20 protein-coding genes and 1 tRNA gene are annotated in these 22,777 nt (G+C 54.6%); 6 read left to right on the forward strand and 15 right to left on the reverse strand.

Translation table 11 applies throughout. From position 1 onward, the window contains the following. Positions 1-16: 16 nt before the first annotated feature. The 4 genes from D5067_RS17140 to D5067_RS17155 form a co-directional block, all read right to left on the reverse strand. Entirely contained in the window at positions 17-2,203 is a 2,187-nt protein-coding gene (locus D5067_RS17140; RefSeq protein WP_119935203.1) for a TonB-dependent receptor, read from the reverse strand. Positions 2,204-2,255: 52 nt separating this feature from the next. Further along, the gene (locus tag D5067_RS17145; RefSeq protein WP_119935204.1) at positions 2,256-3,335 is read right to left on the reverse strand and encodes a YncE family protein; all 1,080 of its coding nucleotides are present in this window, start codon (positions 3,333-3,335) and stop codon (positions 2,256-2,258) included. A gap of 276 nt (positions 3,336-3,611) precedes the next feature. Beyond that, the gene (locus D5067_RS17150; protein WP_125914610.1) at positions 3,612-4,076 is read right to left on the reverse strand and encodes a YqeJ family protein; all 465 of its coding nucleotides are present in this window, start codon (positions 4,074-4,076) and stop codon (positions 3,612-3,614) included. Further along, positions 4,063-4,815, reverse strand: coding sequence for a winged helix-turn-helix domain-containing protein (locus tag D5067_RS17155; RefSeq protein WP_119935206.1), 753 nt, complete (start codon positions 4,813-4,815; stop codon positions 4,063-4,065). The genes D5067_RS17150 and D5067_RS17155 overlap by 14 nt, the downstream gene beginning before the upstream one ends. Positions 4,816-5,391: 576 nt before the next feature. Here D5067_RS17155 and D5067_RS17160 point away from each other — a divergent pair. The 3 genes from D5067_RS17160 (at position 5,392) to D5067_RS17170 (ending at position 8,799) form a co-directional block, all read left to right on the forward strand. Then, positions 5,392-5,832 (forward strand): winged helix-turn-helix domain-containing protein, encoded by a 441-nt coding sequence (locus tag D5067_RS17160; protein WP_119935207.1) that lies wholly within the window; start codon positions 5,392-5,394, stop codon positions 5,830-5,832. Positions 5,833-5,966: 134 nt separating this feature from the next. Then, positions 5,967-7,904 carry a methyl-accepting chemotaxis protein gene (locus tag D5067_RS24080; RefSeq protein ID WP_279400997.1) on the forward strand — a complete coding sequence of 646 codons (1,938 nt, stop codon included), beginning with the start codon at positions 5,967-5,969 and terminating at the stop codon, positions 7,902-7,904. Between the two features lie 49 nt (positions 7,905-7,953). Beyond that, on the forward strand, positions 7,954-8,799 hold the full coding sequence (locus tag D5067_RS17170; protein ID WP_119935209.1) for an EAL domain-containing protein: 846 nt from the start codon (positions 7,954-7,956) through the stop codon (positions 8,797-8,799). Positions 8,800-8,844: 45 nt separating this feature from the next. Here D5067_RS17170 and yahO read toward each other — a convergent pair whose 3' ends face one another. The 5 genes from yahO to D5067_RS17195 all read right to left on the reverse strand — a co-directional run bounded on the left by yahO (position 8,845) and on the right by D5067_RS17195 (position 13,332). Further along, entirely contained in the window at positions 8,845-9,120 is a 276-nt protein-coding gene (gene yahO, locus D5067_RS17175; protein ID WP_119935210.1) for a DUF1471 family periplasmic protein YahO, read from the reverse strand. Between the two features lie 175 nt (positions 9,121-9,295). Then, positions 9,296-10,318 carry an ABC transporter ATP-binding protein gene (locus D5067_RS17180; RefSeq protein ID WP_119935211.1) on the reverse strand — a complete coding sequence of 341 codons (1,023 nt, stop codon included), beginning with the start codon at positions 10,316-10,318 and terminating at the stop codon, positions 9,296-9,298. Position 10,319: 1 nt separating this feature from the next. Continuing rightward, positions 10,320-11,894: an ABC transporter permease gene (locus D5067_RS17185; protein WP_162497929.1), complete on the reverse strand. Its 1,575-nt coding sequence runs from the start codon at positions 11,892-11,894 to the stop codon at positions 10,320-10,322. A gap of 23 nt (positions 11,895-11,917) precedes the next feature. Then, on the reverse strand, positions 11,918-12,934 hold the full coding sequence (locus D5067_RS17190) for an iron ABC transporter substrate-binding protein (protein ID WP_119935213.1): 1,017 nt from the start codon (positions 12,932-12,934) through the stop codon (positions 11,918-11,920). Positions 12,935-13,255: 321 nt separating this feature from the next. Next, positions 13,256-13,332 (reverse strand) — tRNA-Arg (locus D5067_RS17195). 279 nt (positions 13,333-13,611) lie between these two features. On the opposite strand from D5067_RS17195, the gene D5067_RS17200 reads away from it, so the two are divergent. The 3 genes from D5067_RS17200 (at position 13,612) to fimZ (ending at position 16,494) form a co-directional block, all read left to right on the forward strand. Next, on the forward strand, positions 13,612-14,310 hold the full coding sequence (locus D5067_RS17200) for an EAL domain-containing protein (RefSeq protein WP_119935214.1): 699 nt from the start codon (positions 13,612-13,614) through the stop codon (positions 14,308-14,310). A 24-nt stretch (positions 14,311-14,334) separates the two neighbouring features. Beyond that, complete coding sequence (locus D5067_RS17205; protein WP_119935215.1) at positions 14,335-15,051, forward strand: helix-turn-helix transcriptional regulator; 717 nt, start codon at positions 14,335-14,337, stop codon at positions 15,049-15,051. An 810-nt stretch (positions 15,052-15,861) separates the two neighbouring features. Then, positions 15,862-16,494 (forward strand): fimbria biosynthesis transcriptional regulator FimZ, encoded by a 633-nt coding sequence (gene fimZ, locus D5067_RS17210; RefSeq protein ID WP_119935216.1) that lies wholly within the window; start codon positions 15,862-15,864, stop codon positions 16,492-16,494. A 51-nt stretch (positions 16,495-16,545) separates the two neighbouring features. Here the strand turns inward: fimZ and sfmF are convergent, their stop codons facing one another. The 6 genes from sfmF to fimA form a co-directional block, all read right to left on the reverse strand. Further along, a complete protein-coding gene (gene sfmF / locus D5067_RS17215; protein WP_119935217.1) occupies positions 16,546-17,070 on the reverse strand; it encodes a fimbria assembly protein in 525 nt (174 codons plus the stop codon). Between the two features lie 9 nt (positions 17,071-17,079). Beyond that, positions 17,080-18,090 (reverse strand): type 1 fimbria D-mannose specific adhesin FimH, encoded by a 1,011-nt coding sequence (gene fimH, locus D5067_RS17220; RefSeq protein ID WP_119935218.1) that lies wholly within the window; start codon positions 18,088-18,090, stop codon positions 17,080-17,082. Positions 18,091-18,103: 13 nt separating this feature from the next. Beyond that, a complete protein-coding gene (locus tag D5067_RS17225; protein WP_119935219.1) occupies positions 18,104-20,665 on the reverse strand; it encodes a fimbrial biogenesis usher protein in 2,562 nt (853 codons plus the stop codon). A 14-nt stretch (positions 20,666-20,679) separates the two neighbouring features. After that, a complete protein-coding gene (fimC, locus tag D5067_RS17230; protein ID WP_119935220.1) occupies positions 20,680-21,372 on the reverse strand; it encodes a type 1 fimbria chaperone FimC in 693 nt (230 codons plus the stop codon). A gap of 34 nt (positions 21,373-21,406) precedes the next feature. Further along, complete coding sequence (gene fimI / locus D5067_RS17235) at positions 21,407-21,949, reverse strand: type 1 fimbrial protein subunit FimI (RefSeq protein WP_119935221.1); 543 nt, start codon at positions 21,947-21,949, stop codon at positions 21,407-21,409. 69 nt (positions 21,950-22,018) lie between these two features. Further along, the gene (gene fimA / locus D5067_RS17240; RefSeq protein WP_119935222.1) at positions 22,019-22,582 is read right to left on the reverse strand and encodes a type 1 fimbrial major subunit FimA; all 564 of its coding nucleotides are present in this window, start codon (positions 22,580-22,582) and stop codon (positions 22,019-22,021) included. Positions 22,583-22,777: the final 195 nt, after the last annotated feature.

The raw sequence follows: 22,777 nt of genomic DNA on the forward strand, positions 1-22,777 counted from the left end.
AACGAGGGTGGAACGCTTAGAACTCGTAGCCAACCGAAACCTTAAAGGTGCGCGGTTCGCCCTGAGACAGGTAGGTGCCGGAGTCATCTACGCTGGCCCAGTAGTTTTCATTCGTTACGTTGTCGATGCCCGCACGAACGGTCATCTGGTTTTCATTGTGGTTCACCGCGAAGCGATAACGCATCCCCAGATCCAGCGTGGTGTAGCTGTCCAGCTTTTTGGTGTTCGCGAGGTCGGCATACTGGGTGCCGGAGTGGTTCACGCGGGCGGTGGCCGTCAGGCCATCAATCGGCTTGATGTCATACTCCGCGCCCAGCACGGCGTAAAAATTCGGGATACCGATCGCATCGTTACCCTGGTTCAGGCCGCTGTTGGTTTTGGTCATCTCCGCCCGCAGCCAGGTGGCGCTGGCGTTCAGACGCATGCCCAGCATCGGCTCGCCGAAGACGTTCAGCTCCACGCCGCGGTTACGCTGCTCGGCATCCAGACCGTAGTGTTTGGTCACGCTGTCCAGAATAGCCGACGGCATTTTGATTTCGAACAGCGCCAGCGAGCCGCCCACGCGGCCAGCGTCCACCTTCACGCCCACTTCGTTCTGCTTAGAGTGAACGATACCGGTGCTTTGACCGTAGTTGGTGGCGGTATTAGGTGCGGTTTGACCCGGCTGCAGCGCTTCGGTGTGGTTGGCGTAGAGTGAAACTTCATCCAGTACTTTGTAAACCACGCCGTAGGTTGGCATCCAGCGGCTGCCGTCGAAGCTGTCAGATTCATTTTCCGCACCGGTGATTTTGTTGTAGCCGCGGATCACCACCTTCTGATGACGCGCGCCGGCGGTGAACAGCAGCGTGTCGTCCAGCACGCCCAGGGTATCGCTCAGCAGCCAGCCCTGCGTGCGGGTGCGTCCGCTGGTCAGCGGGTCGCTGTAATTCCCGCCGGAGCCGTTGAAGTTAGTGCTGTCCGGCGCGTTGACGCCGGTGTTGTGATAGATGTTGGTATACGGGTTATCCGCCGCCGCCGACATTTTCCACGCTATTTTTTCGTTTTTGGTCATCGCCGAGTAGCCGACGTTCACCTTGTGCGACACGAAGCCGGTATCAAAGCTGCCGCGAATACCCGCCATTCCGCTGACGGAGTCGCTGATGCGGTTGGTGTCCAGGCGCGTCGCCGTCGACGTGCCGTCTTTGTTCCACAGCTTAGCTCCGCTGTATAACCCTTCTTCATGGGCGTGCTGAGCGCCAAGGCCGGTGTAGGCCGTCCAGCTGTCGGTAATGTCGTATTCGCTGCGCCACATGCCGAACTCATTTTCGATATTGCTGTACGCCCACTTCTGGGAATAGTTGCGATCGTTTTTTGGCGGCGTCGGGATGAAATCGACGGCGGAGATATTGACCCCGGTTTCGCTGCCGTGGAAGGTTTTCTTCTGGTAGCCCACGTCGAGCGAGGTGCGGAAGTTGTCGCCTTTGTAATCCAGCCCGGTAGAGAGCAGCGTGGTGCGGCGACGATCGTTGGCGATGGCCGTTTCTCCTTCACGGTGGACCAGGTTTACGCGCGCGCCAAACTGGTCGCTGTCGCCAAAGCGGCGGCCCGCATCCAGGGTGGTGCCAATCTGTGAATCGGAGGTGTAATCCACCCCCACTTTCGCCTGCGGCGTTTCACCCGCATGCTTTGGCTCAAGGTTGATCATCCCGCCCACGCCGGAGCTTGCCGCGCCGTTCATCAGGGCGTTTGCCCCTTTGAAGATCTCAATGCGGTCAACCATCTGCGCGTCCACCACCTGACGCGGCAGCACGCCGGACAGGCCTCCAAAGGTCATGTCGTCGCCGTCAAACTTCAGGCCACGGATGCGGAAGCTTTCCGCGCTGTTGCCGTAACCCTGAACGTACTGCACGCCCGCGTCGTTAGCGACAACGTCGGCAATGGTTTTCGCCTGCTGATCTTCTACCAGCTTCGAGGTGTAGCTGATGATATTGAACGGTACGTCCATCGCGTTCTGCTGGCCGAGCATCCCCATGCGTCCGCCGTTTGCCACCTGCCCGTCGAGGAAGGCCGGAACGAGCTGGTCACCGCCGGGTTTGAAATCGCTGGCGGGCGTTGACTGGACAACAATGGTGTCCTCTTTTTGAGGGGCCGCCGCACAGGCGGAGTGTGTAACCGCGCCAACGGCGAGCGCCAGCAGCGTTTTATGCATTGTGGTGTTGTTCATAAGTAACTCTTTAAAGTGCGCGCAAAAATGGCCCGTCGCCGGGCCTTATAATTTAGTTAAGTGCAATGCGGACAACGCTGTCCGGCCCGTTAGTGGAGTGGTCTTTATTGAAAGCCTGTTTAACGGTGACGTAGAGCGTTTGGCCATCCGCCGACAGCAGCAGGCTGTTTGGATTCGGCGGCAGATCCCAGGATTGCTTCACGGCATAGGTCGTGGCGTCCAGGCTCAGCAGCTTTCCGCTTTCGCGCTGGGTGATGTAGAGCTCGTTGCGTTTGGCGTTGAATTTCACCGCCAGCGAATCACCGACGTCGAGCTTTTTGAGCACCTCACCGGTGTGAATATTCAGCACCAGGGTAGTTTTGGCTTTGGAGTTATCGGTGACGAACAGACGCCCTGTCGCCCTGTCTTCTGCCAGGTTAAGCAGCAGCGCAGGCTTGTCGCCCAGCGGTTTCCAGCGTTTTTCGATTTTATTGCTGTGCGGGTTGATCGCCAGGATCTCACCGCCGCCGTTGGCGGCATAAATCCGGTCGGTTTGTTCTGACCACAGCAGCCCGGTAACCCACTGGCCGGCATTCTTGATAGTCTTTTTCAGCTTCAGCGTCTCTGCATCAACCACCCAAATCACGCCCGGATCGCCTACCCCGCCAACGTACAGCGAGCCGTCATGCAGCAGAATTTCACGCGCGCCGAACGGGAAGCCTTCCTTGTTGCGTTCGGTAAACATCAGACGCTTTTTAATTTTGCCGTCCGCGGTGCTGATGGCGCTAATGCCGCCGTCCAGCGAGTTCGTGACATAGATCGTCTGCCCGTCCGGGGAGATTGTCATCGCAAAGTTTTTGAGATCGGTATGGCTACGGCCAATGGTTTTGAGCGTGGCGGGGTCGAGCTTATAGATCACCCCACCCTGCACGTCCTTGAAGCCCTCAGAGCTGGCAACGAACAGCGCGTCACCTTTCTGATTAAGCACCATTTCGTACAGGCCATCGGCCAGCTCACGCTTGATCACGCCCGTCTCAGCCGGAGCCTCTACGGTTTTCGACGCTTCGGCCGCCGGTGTTGCCGCGTGCTGAGCAGCGCAGCCTGAAAGAGAGGCAGCGACGAGCAGCGCCAGCGCGGACAGTTTTTTGGTCATCAGGAATATCCTTTACCGTGCAAAGATAATCAGGCGGGGATCTGCGTCGCATGCGGCTGCGATTATGATGTCGTTGGAGGCCGTAAGGCCTGAGCAGGATCCACCGTTATACTCAGTGTTCCGTGTGAGATCTGCTCACTGTTAATGCGGGAAATGTCCGTCGGCGCCCGCAAACACTAAAGAGAATGAGAACTATACTCATTATCTTTGTATGATCAAGTGTAAATATGCGTAACGCCTTAAATCGACAGAGGATGTGCTGAGAGGGAAAGGCACTCAGCTTTTGGTGCAATACAGCGCCGGGGAATTCCCAAAGCTAAACAGGTAGCTTGCGGCATTCACGCGAACAATCTCTACGCGAATACCGCGATCGCGCTGATGGAAAAAGTCGGGAATAAAGCGGCGGAAGGGTTCGTCTTTTTTTGGCAGCTCGTTGGTATCGCTGGACACCATAATAACGTTGCCCTCTTCGCGCCAGTAATTAAACGTGATTTTATTGCTAATGGCTATCGTTGGTTTTCCGCTCTGGCTATATTCGCCGGTGGAATCATACGTACCTGAACCGCTGCGCAATCTGAACGCAATCAGCAAATCCACCACGGAGCGATCGTCAACAATGATTAAATGGCTCTCACAGGAAATATTATCCCGCTGAAAATGAACGTACCAGGCCAGGCATAACGGTGTGATAATCGCTAACAGGATGATTATCCAGCGGGCAACCGGATTATTCATTCTCATGATATTGCTCCCTGTACAAAATGGAGTCACATTGTGCACCCTTAATATCGGGCCGCCTGTCGCATACCATCAGCGATGTGCCAATCTGAAAGCGATTAAGCGTCATATATACCTCAGCGCCCGCGCTGCATTTAACGGGATAGCGTTTTGCGAGCGCTGTAAAAATTTGCTCGCTTTTACTTTTATCGTGCCAGGAGGAGTAGACGTTGCACCCGTTTATATTACCCACGGGCTGAAAACTCTCAAATCCGGCTTGCCGTTCGTTTAGCTGTAGATAAAGCACAGAACAGGATGCGATAAATAACGCCCCTGCCGCGGCATAAGCCATTTTCAATCTCAGGCTAGTATTATGCCGGGGCGGCAGCTCGGCTGGCGCTGCGACAGCCATAAAAGCGTCGAGCTCGCCCACCTGAATCCTCGCGACCGACTTAAACCCCTCCTTTGGCACCGTCTGGACAATATTATCTTCCAGACCCGCAGCCTTTAGCGCCTTACGCATGGAGGCGATGGTCTGGTACAGGGCATTGGTCGTCACAATCGCCCCCTGTTTTTCCCAGACCGCGGCAAACAGAGAGCGCTGAGTGATGACTTCGCCGTTGTGTTCAAGCAGTTGAAGCAGGCACTCACTTACCGGCCCGTGCAGGATCACTGCACGCTCGGGATAACCCGCAAGCGGGCAAAGCTGCCTCTTGTCTGGCTCAAACAGCACGGCATCGTTGATCAGAAAGACGGGCTTCATCGGGGAGCTGCCAATAAGATACAGGGTATATATTCATTCATGATTGTTATTTTCCCGCAGCCGTATACACGTTCTGATTCAGATTTTTAAAGATAAGTATCAGTAAATTGCCCCATCTACTCGACAAAAATTTGCCCTTAAGCGCCATCCCTCTCTCCTCTTTGATCAGTATAAATCATATAACTTCACTCCTCTGCGTAACTGAAAAATCCTAATCTGATCGGCATAAGCATGAGTGTGCCAGGCAAGTCGCTTCGCCCGGACGCTCAGACAGAGAGATCGTCTAATTCTGACGAAAAATTCACTCATTAATGTTGAGCTGTCACCTGAAGATCGAAAACCAGAACAAACAATAATACAAATTGCCATAGGGTAGATTTTAACGCTGAAAATACAGGTTAAATCGACAATTACTCTATGAAAGAGGACTACGCGAACGGTTTCTTATAGCGCACAGGGGTGTGTATTGGAAAGCATTCATAGCAGCCATATAATCCACCACACAAAATGTATGGATTATCTCTGGATTTATCTGTAGGGCTGCAGGTCAGTTTCAATTCAATATGGGCAGACACTATGGGCTATCGTCTATATGGATTTATGATCGGTGAAGAAATTCATTTCGATATTTCTAATCGCAGGCTATACCGACTCACAGGTAGCCATACCGAGAAAAGTATTGCTTTCGCATCTATTTATTTCAATGAAACGATGCTCAGGCTATTTCTTTATTTACTGATGAATGGCAGAGCCAAGCCAGTCTCGAAAGAAGAGCTATTTGATAAAGTCTGGGAGGCGCACAACCTAAGCCCGTCTACGCAGCGGTTATGGCAGGTTCTGCACAATCTTAATAATAAGCTGAAATTATTAGATCTGCCCGACGATTTTATTCGCAATATTAAAGGGCGTGGTTACATCATCAATTATCCGGATGTAATCCCCGTTTATTACAGAATGAGCGAACTCCCGGCTCATTCCGTTAAAAAAGAGGAGAAGACAGATAGCCTGAGTGAGTGATGTCAACCCAGGTTTTTTGCCCTGAGCGCTTAGGTGTGAGGGGCTTTTTTTTATCAACTCTCTTCCGCATTTTATTATTCCGTTAATGATTTACTAGCACTGTTGCTCGGTCTGGACCGACACTGGAAATGTATATGAGCATAATCAATCGCTTCGCCAATTTAAAAGTCAGCAAGAAGTTATTCCTTGGATTTTCCCTCGTGCTGCTCGTGACTATCGTAATTCTGGTTTCGGGTTTGCTGGGTATTAGCAGCATTCAGGACAAGGTCCAAAAGAACAGCCATACCACCGATCTGTTTAACGCCCTGTCACAGGTGCGCTTAGGACGGACAAACTTCCAGTATACGCTGGACCAGAAGTATCTTGACCAGACTAACGCCGCGACTCAGAAAATGCAGAGCATTGTGGCCAGCATGGAAGCATTATCATGGTCTCCGGAGGGGAAAAAAGCGCTGGATGATACCGCGACGGCGGTGGACAGCTACGTCGCAACCCTGGTGCCATTCACTAAATCCCTTGCGGAAAAGAAAATCAGTGAACAAAAAATCAGCACTCAGGGGTTGTGCGATAACTCCGAGCTCGCCTCCCAGCTCAGTCGAAAGGGTAACCTGGACCCTCAGCATGCGCTCGTGGCGGCTCAGATTGCGTTCATCATGAGCGACATCGATTCGCAGGTTACTCTTTATAAACAACACCCAACGGATGCTTTGCTGCAAGGGATCCGCACGCGTCTTGAGACCGCGAAATTTGACACCGAACAGCTGCTTCCTGTGGCATCTGAGGAACAAAAGGTCTGGCTTCAGTCTGGCCTCGAAGACATGCACAGCGTCGGAGCAGAGCTACTGGAGTATAAAAACGTCTGGAATCAGCAGGCCATCCTTTCCGACACCTTATCAGGAAAAGCCCTGACGCTGACCCAGGCGATCCAGACGCTGTTTGACATGCAGCAGGAAATGGTCGCGGATACCGTCGATAGCGTTCAGGTGCAAATGGGTATTGTTGCCGCCATTGGCATCGCGCTCGGCATCCTCCTGGCGATGGGCATCACGCTGTCTATTACCCGGCCGCTGGGTGAAACCCTGCGCGTGGCAGAGCAGATCGCCAAAGGCGACCTCACCAGCACCCTGACCAGCACCCGTCGTGATGAACCGGGCCTGCTCATGCAGGCCGTGGCTACCATGAACGCTAATCTAAAAAACATCATCAACGACGTGCGTGACGGTGTCGATAGCGTCGCGCGCTCGTCGTCGGAAATTGCGGCCGGGAATATGGATCTCTCAGCCCGAACAGAGCAGCAGTCTGCCGCGGTAGTCGAAACCGCGGCCAGTATGGAAGAGCTGACCTCAACCGTCGCGCTGAATGCGGAAAATGCCAACCATGCGCGTCTGCTGGCAGAAGAAGCCTCGCATAACGCCAGCGAAGGGAGCCAGATTTCACTCAAGGTGATTGATACCATGAAGAACGTGCGCAGCAGTTCGCACCGTATTTCTGAGATCACCACCGTGATTAACAGCATCGCTTTCCAGACCAACATTCTCGCGCTCAATGCCGCCGTAGAAGCCGCCCGCGCCGGCGATCAGGGAAAAGGGTTTGCCGTGGTCGCAGCCGAAGTGCGTACGCTTGCCCAGCGCAGCGCCCAATCCGCAAAAGAGATTGAAAACCTGATCAACGAGTCCGTCGTGCATGTGGACACCGGCTTCAGCCTGGTGGAAAGCGCGGGCGATGCCATGACCAAAATCGAAACGTCCGTTGCGCAGGTTCGCGACATCATGAACGAAATCGCCTCGGCCACCGACGAGCAGAGCCGCGGCATTTCACAGATTGCGCAGGCCATGGCGGAGATGGATACCACTACGCAGCAAAACGCCGCGCTGGTGGAAGAGTCTTCTGCTGCGGCAAGCTCGCTGGAGGATCAGGCCGTGCAGCTTGAGAAAGTGGTGTCGATCTTCCGCGTCTCCAGAGAGCAAACCGCACGTGCGGAACACCGTCGGGGAAACGGTGGGATTGCCGCCAGCGTGACCCCGCTTCCACGCCCCTCCGCCAACGACCAGGGCGACTGGATTAAATTCTGATGATACCGGGCGGTTGTCCTGATGGACGACCGCTCGCCAGAGACGCGCAATGATGACCTCAATGATACATAACCCTGGACTGCTCTCCGGCGTCGGCGCTCTGCTGGCCCGCTTTTTTACCCACGCCCCGGAAAGAACGTTGCGCGAAGCCATTGCTCAGCGCCAGATCGGGCCGGTATATCAACCCTTTTACGACAGCCAGACGGGCGTAATGGCGGGTATTGAAGTGCTCGCCAGATGGACGCATCCGCTTTACGGCAGCGTCGCCCCGGACATGTTTATCCCGCTGGCAGAGAAGCACAACCTCATCGCCCCGTTGACCCATCGGCTGATCCAGCAGGTTATCGCCGATCTGCAGCATCGGATCCACCTCTTCCCCGACGGGCTGTACATCAGCCTTAACCTGAGCCCGCACAACTGTCTCGACCCCCGTTTTGAATCGGATACGCTTGAGCTGTTGCAAACCTTCGCCTCACATCACGTTCAGGTGGTCGTCGAAATTACGGAAAGGCACCCGCTGCACGTCACCCCTCAGCTAAGCGAGTGGTTTGCTGCACTGCGAAAGTCCCGTATTTCCGTTGCGCTGGATGACTTCGGCACCGGGTATTCCAACCTGGCTTACATCCACGCGCTGGATCCGGAATTCATCAAGATAGACAAACTGTTCGTCAGCCAGATTGGTGAAAATGGCGATACCCGTCTCGTGGACACGCTTATCGAGCTTGCCAAAACCATGAATCTGAGGATTATTGCGGAAGGTGTTGAAACGGCGCTACAGGCAGACTATTTACGCGGCAAAAACAGCGATTTTTTGCAAGGTTACTATCTCTGTCGGCCCGTACAAATTAACGAACTCGTCAGAATGGCGCTCAGCAAAAAAAGTGAAGTGAACTAAGACGAAGGGACAACCACCCCGGTAAACGGGGTGGCCGCAGGAACATTATTTTTTCTTGTAGATATCGGCAGTACCGTGGATCTTGTTGTTCGTATTTCCGGACGTCAGCACCAGCACGTCGGCGCCCTCTTTATCCGCTTTCTCGATTAGCTCTTTCTTCGCATCGTCAACCGATACTTCACCGGAGGTATTAACGGTACCGATCTTTTGATACTGAGATTCAACTTTCTCGAAATCATTCTTGGTCAGAAGTTCTGCTGCAAATGCATTAGTCGTAATCAGAAATGCGGTTCCCAACAAAATAGCAGTCGTTTTTTTCATAACTTTTTCCTTGAGATTAATAAGCAACCACACCAAAACCTCAGCATAAAGCGTAAGGTTTAATCAGCATGGTAGAGAATCAGCGGAAATTCCACACGCTCGGGAAAATTCTTCTATAACAAACTGTTGTCGAAAAAAACTAACGAGCATTAATAATCTTTGCGCCCCTAATCCCTCAGAAAACACGGGCTGTCCCGACGATATCAATACGCACTGACGCACCGGGGCGCCACCCCGGCTGGCTGACCGTTTTCAGAACCAGCGGCTCGGATTCATTACCCAATGCGAGGGTCAGCGTCGACAGGTGTCCGGTGAAATCGACATCGAGAATTGCTACCTCGCTCTCGTGCGGCGCGCATGCGGTAACGTGAAGCTGCTCGGGTCGCAGCATCATCCGCCCGGCCCCCGTCGCGTGCTGATTATCCGTCTCGATGTCACCCAACGCGCAAACCGCGCGCCCGGCGTTCAGCTCTGCGGGCAGAACCAGCGCATCGCCCAGAAACAGGGCGGTCTCTTCGTCCACGGGACGGGTATACACCTCAAACGGCGTTCCTACCTGGGTAAAACGCCCCCCGCGCATCACCGCAACCTGGGTGGCAAAGGAGAGTGCTTCATGCTGATCGTGGGTCACCAGAATAGAGGCCACGCCTGCTTCGGCAAGAAGATCGGCCGTCGCCCTGCGCGTCATGGCGCGAAGCCCGGTGTCCAGCGCTGAGAAGGGTTCATCCAGCAGCATCAGGGAAGGACGCTGCGCCAGCGCGCGGGCAAGCGCCACGCGCTGCTGCTGCCCGCCGGAAATCTCATGCGGCCAGTGGGTTGCCAGCTGCCTGTCCAGCGCGACCATCTCCATAAGCGCCTCAACGCGGCGGCGCTTCTCCTGACGGGTGCCCTCCAGCCCCCAGGCAATGTTATCCGCCACGTTGAGATGCGGAAACAGCGCCCCCTCCTGCGGCACGAAGCCGATGCCGCGCTGATGGGCAGGAATAAAGTGGGCTTCATCAAACAGCGTTCGGCCCTGCATCATTATCCGCCCGGCGTCCGGCGTTTCGAAACCCGCAAGAATACGCAACAGCGTCGTTTTTCCCGATCCTGACGGCCCGACAATGGCCGTCCGGCTGCCCGGCGCAACGCTCAGGTTAATACTGTCGAGCACCCGCGCGTCGGCAAAGGATTTAGAAATGGACGTTAATTCAAGCATGTCAGAGCCCTGCAATTTTTTTAGACTGCACATAAAGAATACCGGTGAGCGGCAGCGAGATAAGGATCATCAGCATGGCGTAAGGGGCAGCGGCGACGTAATCGATCTCGCTGGTGAGCGCCCAGAAACCGGTTGAGAGCGTGCGCGTGCCGAGCGGCGAGAGCAGCAGCGTGGCGGTCAGCTCATTGCTGACGCCCAGAAATACCAGGGCGGCACCGGCCGCCGCACCGGGTGCCGCCAGACGCATCGTTACGCGCCACAGCGCTTGTGCAGGCGAACTGCCGAGGCTGCGCGCCACGTTTTCCAGCTCCACCGGCGCCTGCGCCATACCCGCGCGCAGGTTGATCAGCGCGCGGGGCATAAACATCAGCAGGTAGGCGAGGAACAGCGTCACTTCGGTTTGATAGATCGGGCGAGCGTAGTGAATGGTTACCGTCACCAGCGCAAGCGCCGTCACGATACCCGGCAGAGAGCTGGTAATGTAAATGCACCCTTCCAGCAGCCGGAAAATGCGATGGGGATAGCGTATACCAAGCCAGGCGATGGGAATGACGCACAGGGTTGTCAGGAGCGCGCCGCCCGCGCCGAGCATCAGCGTCTGACGAAATGCCTGCCAGAGCTCGGGGCTCAGCCAGTTTTGCACGCCGCCGAGCCATATCCACCGGCATAGCACTGTCAGCGGCACACCCAGCGCCAGGACAACCAGCGTGACAAACAGCAGCTGCCCCAGCGCGGCCGCAGCAGGCCTGAGCGGCCAGCGCTTTTGTTCACGCGCGGCCCCGGAGCCAATGCGTGCATACCGCGCTTTGCCACGGGTCGCCCCTTCCAGCACCAACATCACCAGACAGCACAACGCCAGCACGCCGGCCAGCATGTTGGCCGCCGGGCCGCTGAAGGTTGACTGGAACTGATCGTAAATTGCGGTGGTGAACGTATCAAAGCGGATCATGACGTACAGGCCATACTCCGCCAGCAGGTGCAGCGCCACCAGCAGCGCGCCACCGCAGATAGCCAGCTTGAGCTGCGGCAGCACCACGCGGAAAAAGACCTGCCACGGCGGCGTGCCGAGCGAGGCGGCCACATCTTCAAGCGTAGGGTCGAGACGGCGTAAAACGGCCGCAACGGGCATGTAGATAAACGGGTAATAGGCTAAAACCGAGAGAAACACGCCAGCGGAAAGACCGTGCATCGACGGTACCACGCTAATCCAGGCGTAGCTTTGCACAAAGGCGGGAATAGCCAGCGGCGCGACCGCCAGCGCAGACCATATCCCCCGGCCCGCCAGCGACGTGCGCTCTGTCAGCCAGGCCATCGCCACCCCCACCATAATGCACAGAGGGACCGAGAGTGCCGTCAGCCACAGCGTGTTGCTGAGCAGCTCAGCAACGCGCGGGCGAAACACCAGCACCCGAATGGTTTCCCAGCCCGTTTCGATGCCAATGGCAACGATAAAGCCCAAAGGCAGCAGCGCCAGCAGTGAGAACAGAATCGCTAACGCTACCATCGGCAACGCAGGACGCCTGCGGGCAGGCTGTCGGTGCGTATTTTTACCAAGGTCGAGACTCAAGCCAGACATAAGGTGTTCACTTTATTCTTTAATCACAGCAGACCAGCCTGCGTCATCAGATCGATGACTTTTTTACCGTTGAGCGTTGAGGGTTCAACCTTTGGCGCATCAAGATCTTTCAGCGGAACCAGCTTCGGGTTAGAGGCTGCATTCACGCCCACCGCATATTCAAACGCGTTGTTGGTCCGCAGTAGCTCCTGCCCCTCTTTACCGGTGATCCACTTAATGAACGCCTGAGCCTGCTCTTTATGCTTGCTGGAGGCCAGCACGCCGCCGCCGGAGATGCTGACGAATGCGCCAGGATCCTGATGCTTAAAGTAGTGGAGCTGGGTGTTTTTGCTGTTCTCGCCGGTTTTAGACTGGTCAACAAAGCGGTAGTAGTGATAAATCACCCCGCCATCGATTTGGCCCGCATTGACGGCTTTCATCACCGTGCTGTTGCCTTTATAGGCGACAAAGTTGGTCTTCATGGCTTTGAGCCACTCAAGCGTCGCCTGCTCACCCTTCAGCGCCAGCATCGCACTGACAATCGCCTGGAAATCCGCACCCGACGGGGAAGCCGCCCAGCGACCTTTCCATTCCGGTTTCGCCAGATCCATCAGTGATGTCGGCAGCTGCTGCTCGCTCAGTCTGGATGGGTTATACACAAATACGGTGCTGCGCGCGGCTATTCCTGTCCAGCGGCCATGTGCCGGGCGAAACTGCGCAGGGACCTGATTTAATGTCGCAGCATCTAACGGCGCAAAGAGTTTTGCATTATCAACCAGTACCATAGACGGAGAGTTTTCCGTCAGAAATACATCCGCGGGAGACGCACTTCCTTCCTGAACCAGCTGATTACCCAGCTCGCTATCATCGCCATTACGCAATGTGACTTTAATTCCGGTTTCTTTTGTAAAACCATCGACCCACGACTTCACCAGATTTTCATGCTGGGCGTTATAAACCACGATACCGTCGTTACTATCAGCAGCAAGTGTCTGTGTTGAAAGGAAAATTGATGAAGACAATAGAGCAAGCGAGAAGCATGACAAAACGCGAGAATTCATACAGATATCCTTAATAGATCAAAGTCATTAATAGCGAATGGCGTTGCGGGTAAGGATTAAAGCATACAAAAATGCTAATGATAATTACTATCAATCAAGTTTAGGCGTAAAAGTGTAAAATATCTGTTTCGCGCAATTTAAGGTGATAAATATCCATTTTAAAAATGAAGATTAATTAAAGATTAAGAAAACCTTAAGGCCTGGCTTAATACATTTTATTAGCAACCTATTTATTAGGCGGTAATGACATTGGGCAACAGGGAAAATAAGGATGATTAATGCGAGACGGAGACACAGGGATGATGACGAACGGGGTGTGAATGGTACGCCCTGTAGGATTCGAACCTACGACCTACGGCTTAGAAGGCCGTTGCTCTATCCAACTGAGCTAAGGGCGCACGGAGAAGCGCAAACTTCGCGGTGGTGAAACGCGAGGAATTATACGGTCAATGACCGATGAGTCAATGCCTTTTCCGCCTTCTCGGTCTATAAGGACTAGTCGGTTGTAAATACGGCTGTTTTTTCTCCGTTAGCGCCTGTTTCCCGAGCAGAATGCGTCAGTGCGAAAAGGCTTAGCCGCATTTAAGTAACGCCTGCTGTTTTCCCGTTCTGCTCACCGTCACACTCGTGTGCGGTATCCCGGCCGCCCGGAGGCTGGTCAATGACAGGACAACGGAGTGACAGCACAAAACCTGACGCCTTCCCCCTCACGCGCGCAGTACACCTTGCCAGGCATTACCGGTATTAAGCTTGAACCTATCGTCGCCCTCGCCTCATCCCGCACCGTCGGCGTTGAAGTGCTCAGCGTTTTGTCGCCGCATCTGCAAAGTGAGTGCTATTTTCACGATCAATCGGCTGTTCAGTCACTTATGCTACTTGAAGCGCAACTCGCCACGTTAAAAAAGGCACGCACCGGTGACAATCTTTTTATCAATCTGCCGATAACCGTATTAACAGTGCCGGAAATATTCCGGCGGCTGCTTCGGGTGGCCTGCCGGCCGCTCAACATTGAGATTGTCGAGCCAGCATCATTTTTATCGCTGTCTGCGGCGCTTCGCGCGCGCGCGTTCCGGCATATGCAGCAGCTAAGCGCAGAGGGCCACCGTATCTGGCTGGATGACGTTGATGAAGCGTTAGCGTCATCGTTTTTATCCTGTCACCTGCCGTTAAGCGGGGTAAAGATCGATAAGTTCGCATTCTGGCGTTTACGCGCCACGCCAGCCCTCGCGCATCTGGTCTCGCTCTGCTCAGAGCTTGCCGCGAACGTGCTAATCGAAGGGATTGAAACAGACAAGGATCATGCATGTGCTCTGCAGGCAGGCGCGGGGTTCGGTCAGGGATATTACTGGCCCTCCTGGACATGGCCGGAGGACTAAGCGGCCATCGCTGAGAGGGAAGCTATGCGAATGACAGTGCGCCGTTACAGGCGGCGTCGTACAGGAAGTGATTCACTGGGATTTACGCACTCGCCATTTGCTCCGCCTTTTTTCGATCGCCTCGAATTTTTGAGCCAGTCTATCAACCAGACTCGCAAAACCGATGCGCCTTTTATCATTTTGGTTACTGAGGATAACTTCCTGCGTTCGGGCCTCCTGAACGGGCAATCGCCATTGAGCAATTGCAGTGACTACAACACCCTGAAAAGCGCGCTCGGTGCCCTGAATCACTGGCCCTTAGCCCGGCTGGTGGTGGATATCGATTGCCGGGCGTCAAGGCTTATCGACATGCTGGACCAGCTGAGAAGGCAGAGCCTTTATCCGCCCTACCTGAAACCGCATCTGCTCGTCCGGGCAGATGATTACGACACCCGCCTTTTTTGTCGCGCCTCCGGCCCTTTCAACGTGCTGGAGCGGCAGCTCACCGCCCCGGCACTGCAGCAAAGTCTTCTGGAGCCCACCCACCCACCGGGTTCCGACAAAGAGTGGTTCTCCCGCAGCGAGTGGCCTGTTTTGCAAGATCTCTCGCGGGGGCACTCGCTGAAGCAGATCGCCCTACGGCATAATCGCCCCTACAACCGCATTATTTATCGACTCAGCTGCATTCTGGCAAAGCTTGGGTTAAGCCATCGGCAGGAGCTGCTGCATCTTCTCAATAACCTTTCAGACTTCGCTCGTTAGCGCCCCACTAACTCCTTAATTCCTAAACACCTTTAAGAAATTACTTACCGCCAATGTTAATTTTATGTTTAATTTTAACAATTTCACTCATTTTATAACTATTCCTAATTCAGGAACTTAAACCACGCTAAATGCTAAGAAAAGCCTTAATACCAGTACTTTACACCGTGCGTTACGCGCCTGGTTAATGCGTTAATAAAATGATAACGATGTATTAGCAGGCATTATTGCTGTATTGACAGGAAAGCCGTTGCAGGCCATCCAGCATATCCTGCTGCCCTTAGTTAAGATTTTTCTCAGAAGTCGAGAGGCTTTCAGATGAAGGTAACGCGCAGGATTGGCGAAGATTTACGCTACCGCTGCCTGCAGGCGACTGGATTGACGGTGCTGATTTTTTTAACAATTAATCAACATATAGTGATATCGTTTATTTTTTGTTATTACATAAAGATGAAAGATTGCATAAAAACAAATAACAGGACATTTCAGCTAAATTTAAAATAATCATCATTACGATCCAGTAGATAATAATCAACAACCCTCTCAGATTAATTTACAGGCTTTTCGGAGAATGCTTACGCGGTATAATAAGACGCGTTGCAAAGTTGAATAAGAAAAACCTTTTTTGCCATCATCAGCTCAATGAGTTATCCACGCTGCGGCATAGATTTCATCACTACGTTAACAAGGATGCTTTCGCTCTTTCCAGGGAAATACCACCGTATAAGGATCTGCATAATTATCCTTCCGGCTTTTCGAGAGTTTTAACAAAACTCAGCATAACGCTTTTAACAATCTGAGGCATAAAAAATGAAACCGGCATCCGTTATCATTATGGACGAACATCCTATCGTCAGAATGTCGATAGAAGTCCTGCTACAGAAAAATAAAAACATCATCGTCAAACTCAAGTCTGGTGATAGTCACGAAGTGCTTGATTGCATACGTAACCATACGATCGACCTGGTGATCCTCGATATCGAAATGACAGGCACTGACGGGTTCTCATTACTTAAGAGAATCAGGAACTTAAATAAAGAGATCAAAGTTCTTTTCTTGTCGTCAAAATCAGAGTCTTTCTATGCCGGGCGCGCCATTCGTGCAGGCGCCAATGGCTTTGTCAGCAAGCGAAAAGATTTGGGCGAGATCTACAATGCGGTCGAGATGATACTCACCGGTTATTCGTTCTTCCCTTCAGAAACGCTGAGCTTTATAAATCATCTGGGCTCACGAACGGGGGCTGAGGTGGATATGCCGTTATCAAATCGCGAGGTCACGGTTCTGCGCTATCTGGCGAACGGATTATCAAACAAGGAGATTGCCGATCAGTTATTATTAAGCAACAAAACAATCAGCGCGCACAAATCCAATATCTATTCCAAGCTGGGTGTGCAGAGTATTGTTGAATTAATTGATTACGCGAAGGCACACGAGTTGCTATAACCTGAAATCACTCCCTGCAACTTATATGAGTTGCAGGGAGTGCAGTCAGTTCTAATTATAATTAATCATAAAGGTGGCGTCGGCATCGGCTTTGCCTGGCTGGGGGTTATCTGCGGTAGCAATATAATTAGCATAAAATGACAGCTCTGCATTTCCTTCAGCATCAACCGCCACGTCCTGACTGGCCTGCTGCAGCGCCAGGCGCGTTTTATCCCTGTCTCGGATCTCCACGGCCACGTTGCTGGCGGCGCTGGCGTCATTCAGCGCCAGCAGGCTGCTGTCGCTCCCGTCCGCTTTTCCCGAAAACGTGACGGAGGCAGACCCGGGCGGGCAGCCGGTAAGCCTGAGCGAAAAGGGCATAGCCTGGGTGCGGCTGCCCGCCGTGCGAAGCTGTTTCGTCGGCCAGGTGCCCAGCGGAACGGTTTTGTCGCTGTCGCTGCCCTCTGCCACACAGGTAAAATCGACAATGTTGCCGTACATCTGGATATTGATTTCACCCAGTGCCGTCGCGGCATGCGAGCTAGTATGAAGCATCAACAGTGCGACCGCAGAAAAGTACCTGCTCCAGTTGTGCATCTCCCCTCCTTAATCGTAATCCACACGCAAGTAGCCGCGCGAGGTGAAGCGCCCTTCAGAAGGCTTATTACCCGTGACACTGACCGGCCAAACCCTGATACCCACCTGAGCCTGCGCGCTGTCGTCAAGGCGGAACGGAATTTTACTGGACAGGCTATTAGGCGTGAGCGGCGCCCCACTTTCGTTAGCGACCACAAACCCAAGGTCTTTGTTATCCGACACCAGCGCATTCCCCTGCACTTTGTCGCTATCCGCTTCAATACGCATCGTCAGATAGGCATTGGCTTCCACGTTTGTGCATTTAATGGCGATAGTTTTACTTTGCGGCGAGACTTTTTGCGGACGGTTTCCGGCACCTGCATCGCTGAACAAGGACGCCCGGATGTCACCGAAATCAAATTCCACTATCTGGCCCGCGTTTATTGCACAGCTCTGCGGAACCTGAATCGTCCCGCTGTAGCTGATGGAGTAAACCTCTGTACTGAGAGGATCGGATGATGTGGTCGTCACATAGACGCTAAACATCTTCTGCGGCGGGATCACCACCATGTTGATAAACCGCCGCGTCACCCTCAGCCGAAAGACCAGCTTCGAATCGGTTACCGGAAAAGCTTTGTTGTTTGGTACGTTGGGATGTTGGCCCATCTGAATATATTTGGCTGGCGGATAAAACGTGCCGGCGAAGTCATCATGGATCTGCATCGCACCGTCGAGATAGTCATTGAGCTGTACGTACTTATAGTTATCTATCTCCGTGGTAACCGGCAGATCGGTAACATAGCTGCGCATGGTGGATTTGCCGCTGGTTCCTTTAGGGCAAATGGCGTTTACGCCCACCAGCCCCGATTTTTGCGCCAGGGTGACAATTTCCCCCGGTTTATTGTTGGAGCTATTAAATACGTTTGAGAGATCGTAGGAAATGTCTTTCGCCACGCCAGTCGAATTTTGACAGACCGTTGCCCAGGCGGGCATCGAGCTGCAAAGCAGAGCGAGGCTCACCAGATTGCGGTAAATGCTCATCGTTGAATTCCTGTTAGCGTTCACAGCTTACCCCCGCTAGCGTGATGGCCTGGTTCAGGCTCTCAGGCGGTAAATGATAGAGGGCTCGGCACTGGGATTGCATTCCATTACCCCACTGAATGAGCAACTCGCCTTTCAGCGGTAGCCCGCTCAGGTAAATTTGCCCGTCATCCCCCACCATGCTGGTAACGCCGCTTTGGGTTTCACGCACCACCGCGCCAAACGGCACGGGCTGGCCATCGCGCTTCACCGTCAGCAGCGCGCGCACGCCAATGCGGGTATCGAAGCTGGCGCGAACCAGCGCCCCTTTCGTTGGCACCACGCTGCTGACGTTGTTCTCAATATCGGTGTTGTTGCTCATGGTGTTGGTATCCAGCGCTACGCGGTTGTAGCGGTACACCGTGGCATACGGCATCACCGCGTAGCCCCGCCAGTCGGTTTTCACCCCGGTCTGGTTTTCGACGCTCACGCCCGACGCTCCCGGTGCCTTAATCAATACGTTGGTATCTCCCAGCGGCTGGCTGAAGGTCACGCCGTCGGAATGCCCCACCACGCCGCCAGAAAGCTGCCAGTTAAGATCGTGCTGGTCGCGCGCGTAGTTGTAGCCGACCCCCAGCGTGCCGTAGGTGGCCTGCCAGTTTGCGCTGGCGCTGCCGCTTGCCCCGTTGTTGCTGGCATGCCCCTGCGTCACGCTGTAGCTCAGGTTGCGGTCCTGCAGCAGGGTGCCGCTGACGCCGGTTTGCCAGCTGGTATCCCCGTCGCTGTTGCGGCTGGCGGATGCCGTGGCGTAGGCCCGGTCAATCGCGCTGTCCCTGCGGTAGCCGTGCCGGGTAAAGAGGCTGAACGGCACGGAGACGTTAACCGACGCGATCCTGTCCGTTCCGTCGATGCCGACAGATTTGTTCCACGACCAGGAGAGGGAATAGCTGATCCCCTGCACGCCGCCCGCGTAGCCCAACTGATACCAGACGTTCGACTCGCTGGTGCCCCAGTAGCTTTGCTGGCTGCCCGACACGTAGACCGAGCCGTAATCCCCCAGCGACTGGGAGATATTGAGCTGGAAACGCCCTTTTTTATTCCACGTCAGGTTGTGATAGCTCTGGACGTCCGGCACGCCGTCATCGTCCTTGCTGTCGCCATACTGGTAGCCCTCCATGGAGCGCCAGGCCACGTCGTCGAGGGTGTAAAATCCTTTCGTGGAATAGCGATAGCCCAGCAGCTGGAAGTTGGTCCCGAAGCCGTTGAGCGATTTTGCGTAGAGAAAACGCAGCGATTGCCCCTCATGACGGCTGTCGTCAGCAAGCTGGCTGCGGGCGTGGGTGAGGTCGAGCGAGACGGCGCCCCAGTCACCGAGGTTTTTCCCGGCACCGATCGCCAGCGCGGTGTAGCGCGACGCCAGCTGCGTGCCGCCGTACAGGGTATAGCCGTCTGCCAGGCCGGCAATCATCGTGCCCTGGGTAAAGAACGGCGTGTCCTGCTCGCTGTTGCCGCTGCGGTAGTCGCCCGCGACCAGGTCGTATTTCCAGCGGCCTTCGCGCTGCAGGAGCGGCACGGTGGAGTACGGCACGGTATAGCGCTGCGGGCTGCCGTCTTTCTCTTCGACCGTTACCTCGAGGTCACCGCTCGAAGAGGTTGGGTTCAGGTCGGTAATGGCAAAGGCGCCGGGCTGCACATAGCTCTGGTAGATGACGTAGCCGTTCTGGCGGATCACCACTTTGGCAGGCGTACGGGCGATACCGCGCACGGTCGGCGCGTAGCCCTGCATGCTGTCCGGGTACATGCTGTCGGAGGAGAAAAGCCGCCCGCCGCGGAAGCCGAGGCTGTCGAAAACATCGTTGCCGGTGTTGCTGTCGCCGAGCACCAGCTCGCTTTTCAGAGGGATAACGGTACGCTGTGCCCAGGTGCCAATGTTCTGCCAGTCGCTGTGGCGCTGGCCGTTGCTTTGGGTGTAGCGCCACGAACCGTTATTGCGCAGGCGCCAGGCACCGTAGTTCAGCCCGCTCTGCAGGTTAAGATAGTAACTGTCGTCGTCGCTCCCCCGGTTACCGGTGAAGCTGTAGTTTACCAGGGCAGCGGGTATCCCTTCATCCCACTGCTCAGGCGGGATGTAGCCCCGGGCGCTGTTCTGCATCGCCACCTGCGGCAGGCTGACGTTCAAACGCTGCGACGCGAAGTTGAAGACCGTTTCGCTTCCCGGTATAGCCTCGGTCAGCGGCACACAGGTTTCGCCCTGCACGTTTGCCAGCGCAGGGAAGGCGGCGATATTGACGCCAAAGCGATCGAGCATCCCGCGCGTAATGCACGGCGACAGACCGCCAGCTACCGGCGGCGTATCGTCAGCCTGCTCGAAGCGTACGTCCTGGGTACCGATAAACTCATCGTTACGCCAGATATCGACGCGGTAGACGCCCGGCGCCTGCTGGTACCCTTTCTCAAAACGCGACAAATCCGCCACGCTGGCGGCGTCATCGGATAAAAAGGCCGGGTTGAAGTAGCTTTCACCCCAGCCGGCGTGCGGCCAGAGCGTTGTCATCAGTGCCAGTGCAACCGGGCAGTAACGCCATTGAGTGTTCATCGCCCTGACTCTTCTCACAGGTTGACGCTACGCGCCGGCGTGATAGCGCCGTAATCGTTCACGCTCTGCCAGGAGAGCGTTCCGCTCGCTGCGGAAGGCAGCACCTGCTGCGCCGAGTTTTTCGGGGCGATCATCAGGTTGTCGAGGGTTTTCCCGCCGAGCTGCAGGTTGACCAGCGTGACGTAATAGGGCGAAGCGTTGCTGACTTTGAGATGGTTCCCGACGCGTTCAAAACGCAGCTGAGAGAGCGCCTCTTCCGGTGGCATCGAAAGGTTAGCCGGGCGCACAAACAGCTTGATGCGTGACAGAATAGCCAGCTGCAGGACGTTGTTTCCCTCCTGCTGCGATTTGCTTACCGACGGGATCGCCTTCACGTTCATGTAAAACAGCGACTCGTGGTCCGCGGGCAGCGCCGGTCCCGCATAAATGATACGCAGCGTGTTCTCGCTGTCCGGTTCACTCACAAACAGCGGCGGCGTGACGGCAAAGGTTTTCTCCTTTTGCCCGTTGGCATTTTCAATCCACGCGTTAATTAAATAGCGTTCTTTCTTATTACTGTTGGTAATCGCCAGCGATGTCTGTTTTGCCTCCGCCGGATAAATAACGCGCGTGGCGCCCAGCGCAATTCCGCCCGACGCGTTTGCGCAGGCCGAGACCATCATCAGAATAAAAGATAAAAATATTGCAGGTTTAATTAGGGTGTTCATCACAACCGTACCTTTAATAATATGTTCTCAGGCGTCAGGGATAAATCAACGTAAACCAGACATCCGACTGAATATTGCCCGGCACAAGGTGTTCGGAAATCGCCCGGTAGCGAGCGCTGAAATGAAACGCCAGCTCGTGGGTATCAATGGGCAACCAGCTGACCGCCGTGGCGTTCGGGATAATCTGACGCTGCTGCTCGTCGAAGAGCGCCAGCCCAACGCCGCTGCTGACAGGGGTTTCACCTGGCCGCGATGTCGCCAGGAAAACCTGCGGATCTTCTGCTGGCGTGACGCCCTGAAACTGAATCCCCACGGTGCGCGAAACGTCCACGCTGCAGTCCAGCAGCCGCACGGTAAACGGCACATTCACCGTTGAAAAACTGCCGACCCCGGAAAAGGCGTTGGTGCGGTACTGCCCCATGTCGACGCGCATATTCTGGCTGTCCGGCGCAACGGCGCAGCCGCCGTTGACCAGTTCCCCTCTCAGGTGAACCTTGCCGCCGTCGATTACCACGGTATGTGCGTTTACCGCTGAGGCAATCGCAAGGGCAAAAAACAGTATCCCAGTCCTTGTCATCCTTCGTTCCCGGCATTAGCGATTAAAAGACCTCCTCCCTGAGGTCGACCACATCCCTGTACTCAGGCATTACTCGTATTTCATTACGAAGGTAGCGTCAGCGTTCGCCTGGCCTGGTTCGGTAGTCGCAGCGGTCGCTTTATAGCGTGCGGTGAAGTTCAGGGTGTTGGTCCCTTCAATCAGGCTCTGTGCGGCAGAGAAAGTCGCACCGTCTGGGGTCAGGACGCTGGACTTGCTGTCGAGGATCTCGATACCCACGCCTTTCGCGGTGTTGTCGTTGTTGCCGGAGGTTACCGCCAGCAGGGTTTTATCGGTCGCGTCGATCTGACCGGTGAACGCAACGGCAGCCGTTTTCGCAACCAGCGGATCGCAATCGTTCAGTTCAATGGTGAACGGAATATTGGAGGTGGTGTCACCCACTTTGGTGAATTTCGCAGTACGGTACTGGCCAAGCTTAACGGTCTGCTCGGAGGAGTCAGTATTTACTGAACACGCGGCATTCACTAATTCACCTTTAAAGTGCACGGTACCGCCATTAACGGAAACCGGCGTGGTGGTATCATCTGCATGAGCGGCGCCCGCGACCAGGGCCAGAGAAGCAATGACGGTAGATGCAATATTGCTGAATTTCATGTCTATTCCTTTAAAATGTAAATAACCCTTCCCGTGAATTATCGGGAATAAGAAATATGTTCAATTGATAAATTGAAGGCTTATTTCGGAGGAGATAAAGTAGCCTATGGATGTATTTTTAAATATGTCAAAACGCTGCGATTTACCCAGGGCACATCCTAAACCGCCCTAGGAAATTGACCATGCGATAGGAAG

Origin of the sequence: Enterobacter huaxiensis (assembly GCF_003594935.2) — a bacterium.
Classification (GTDB): domain Bacteria; phylum Pseudomonadota; class Gammaproteobacteria; order Enterobacterales; family Enterobacteriaceae; genus Enterobacter; species Enterobacter huaxiensis.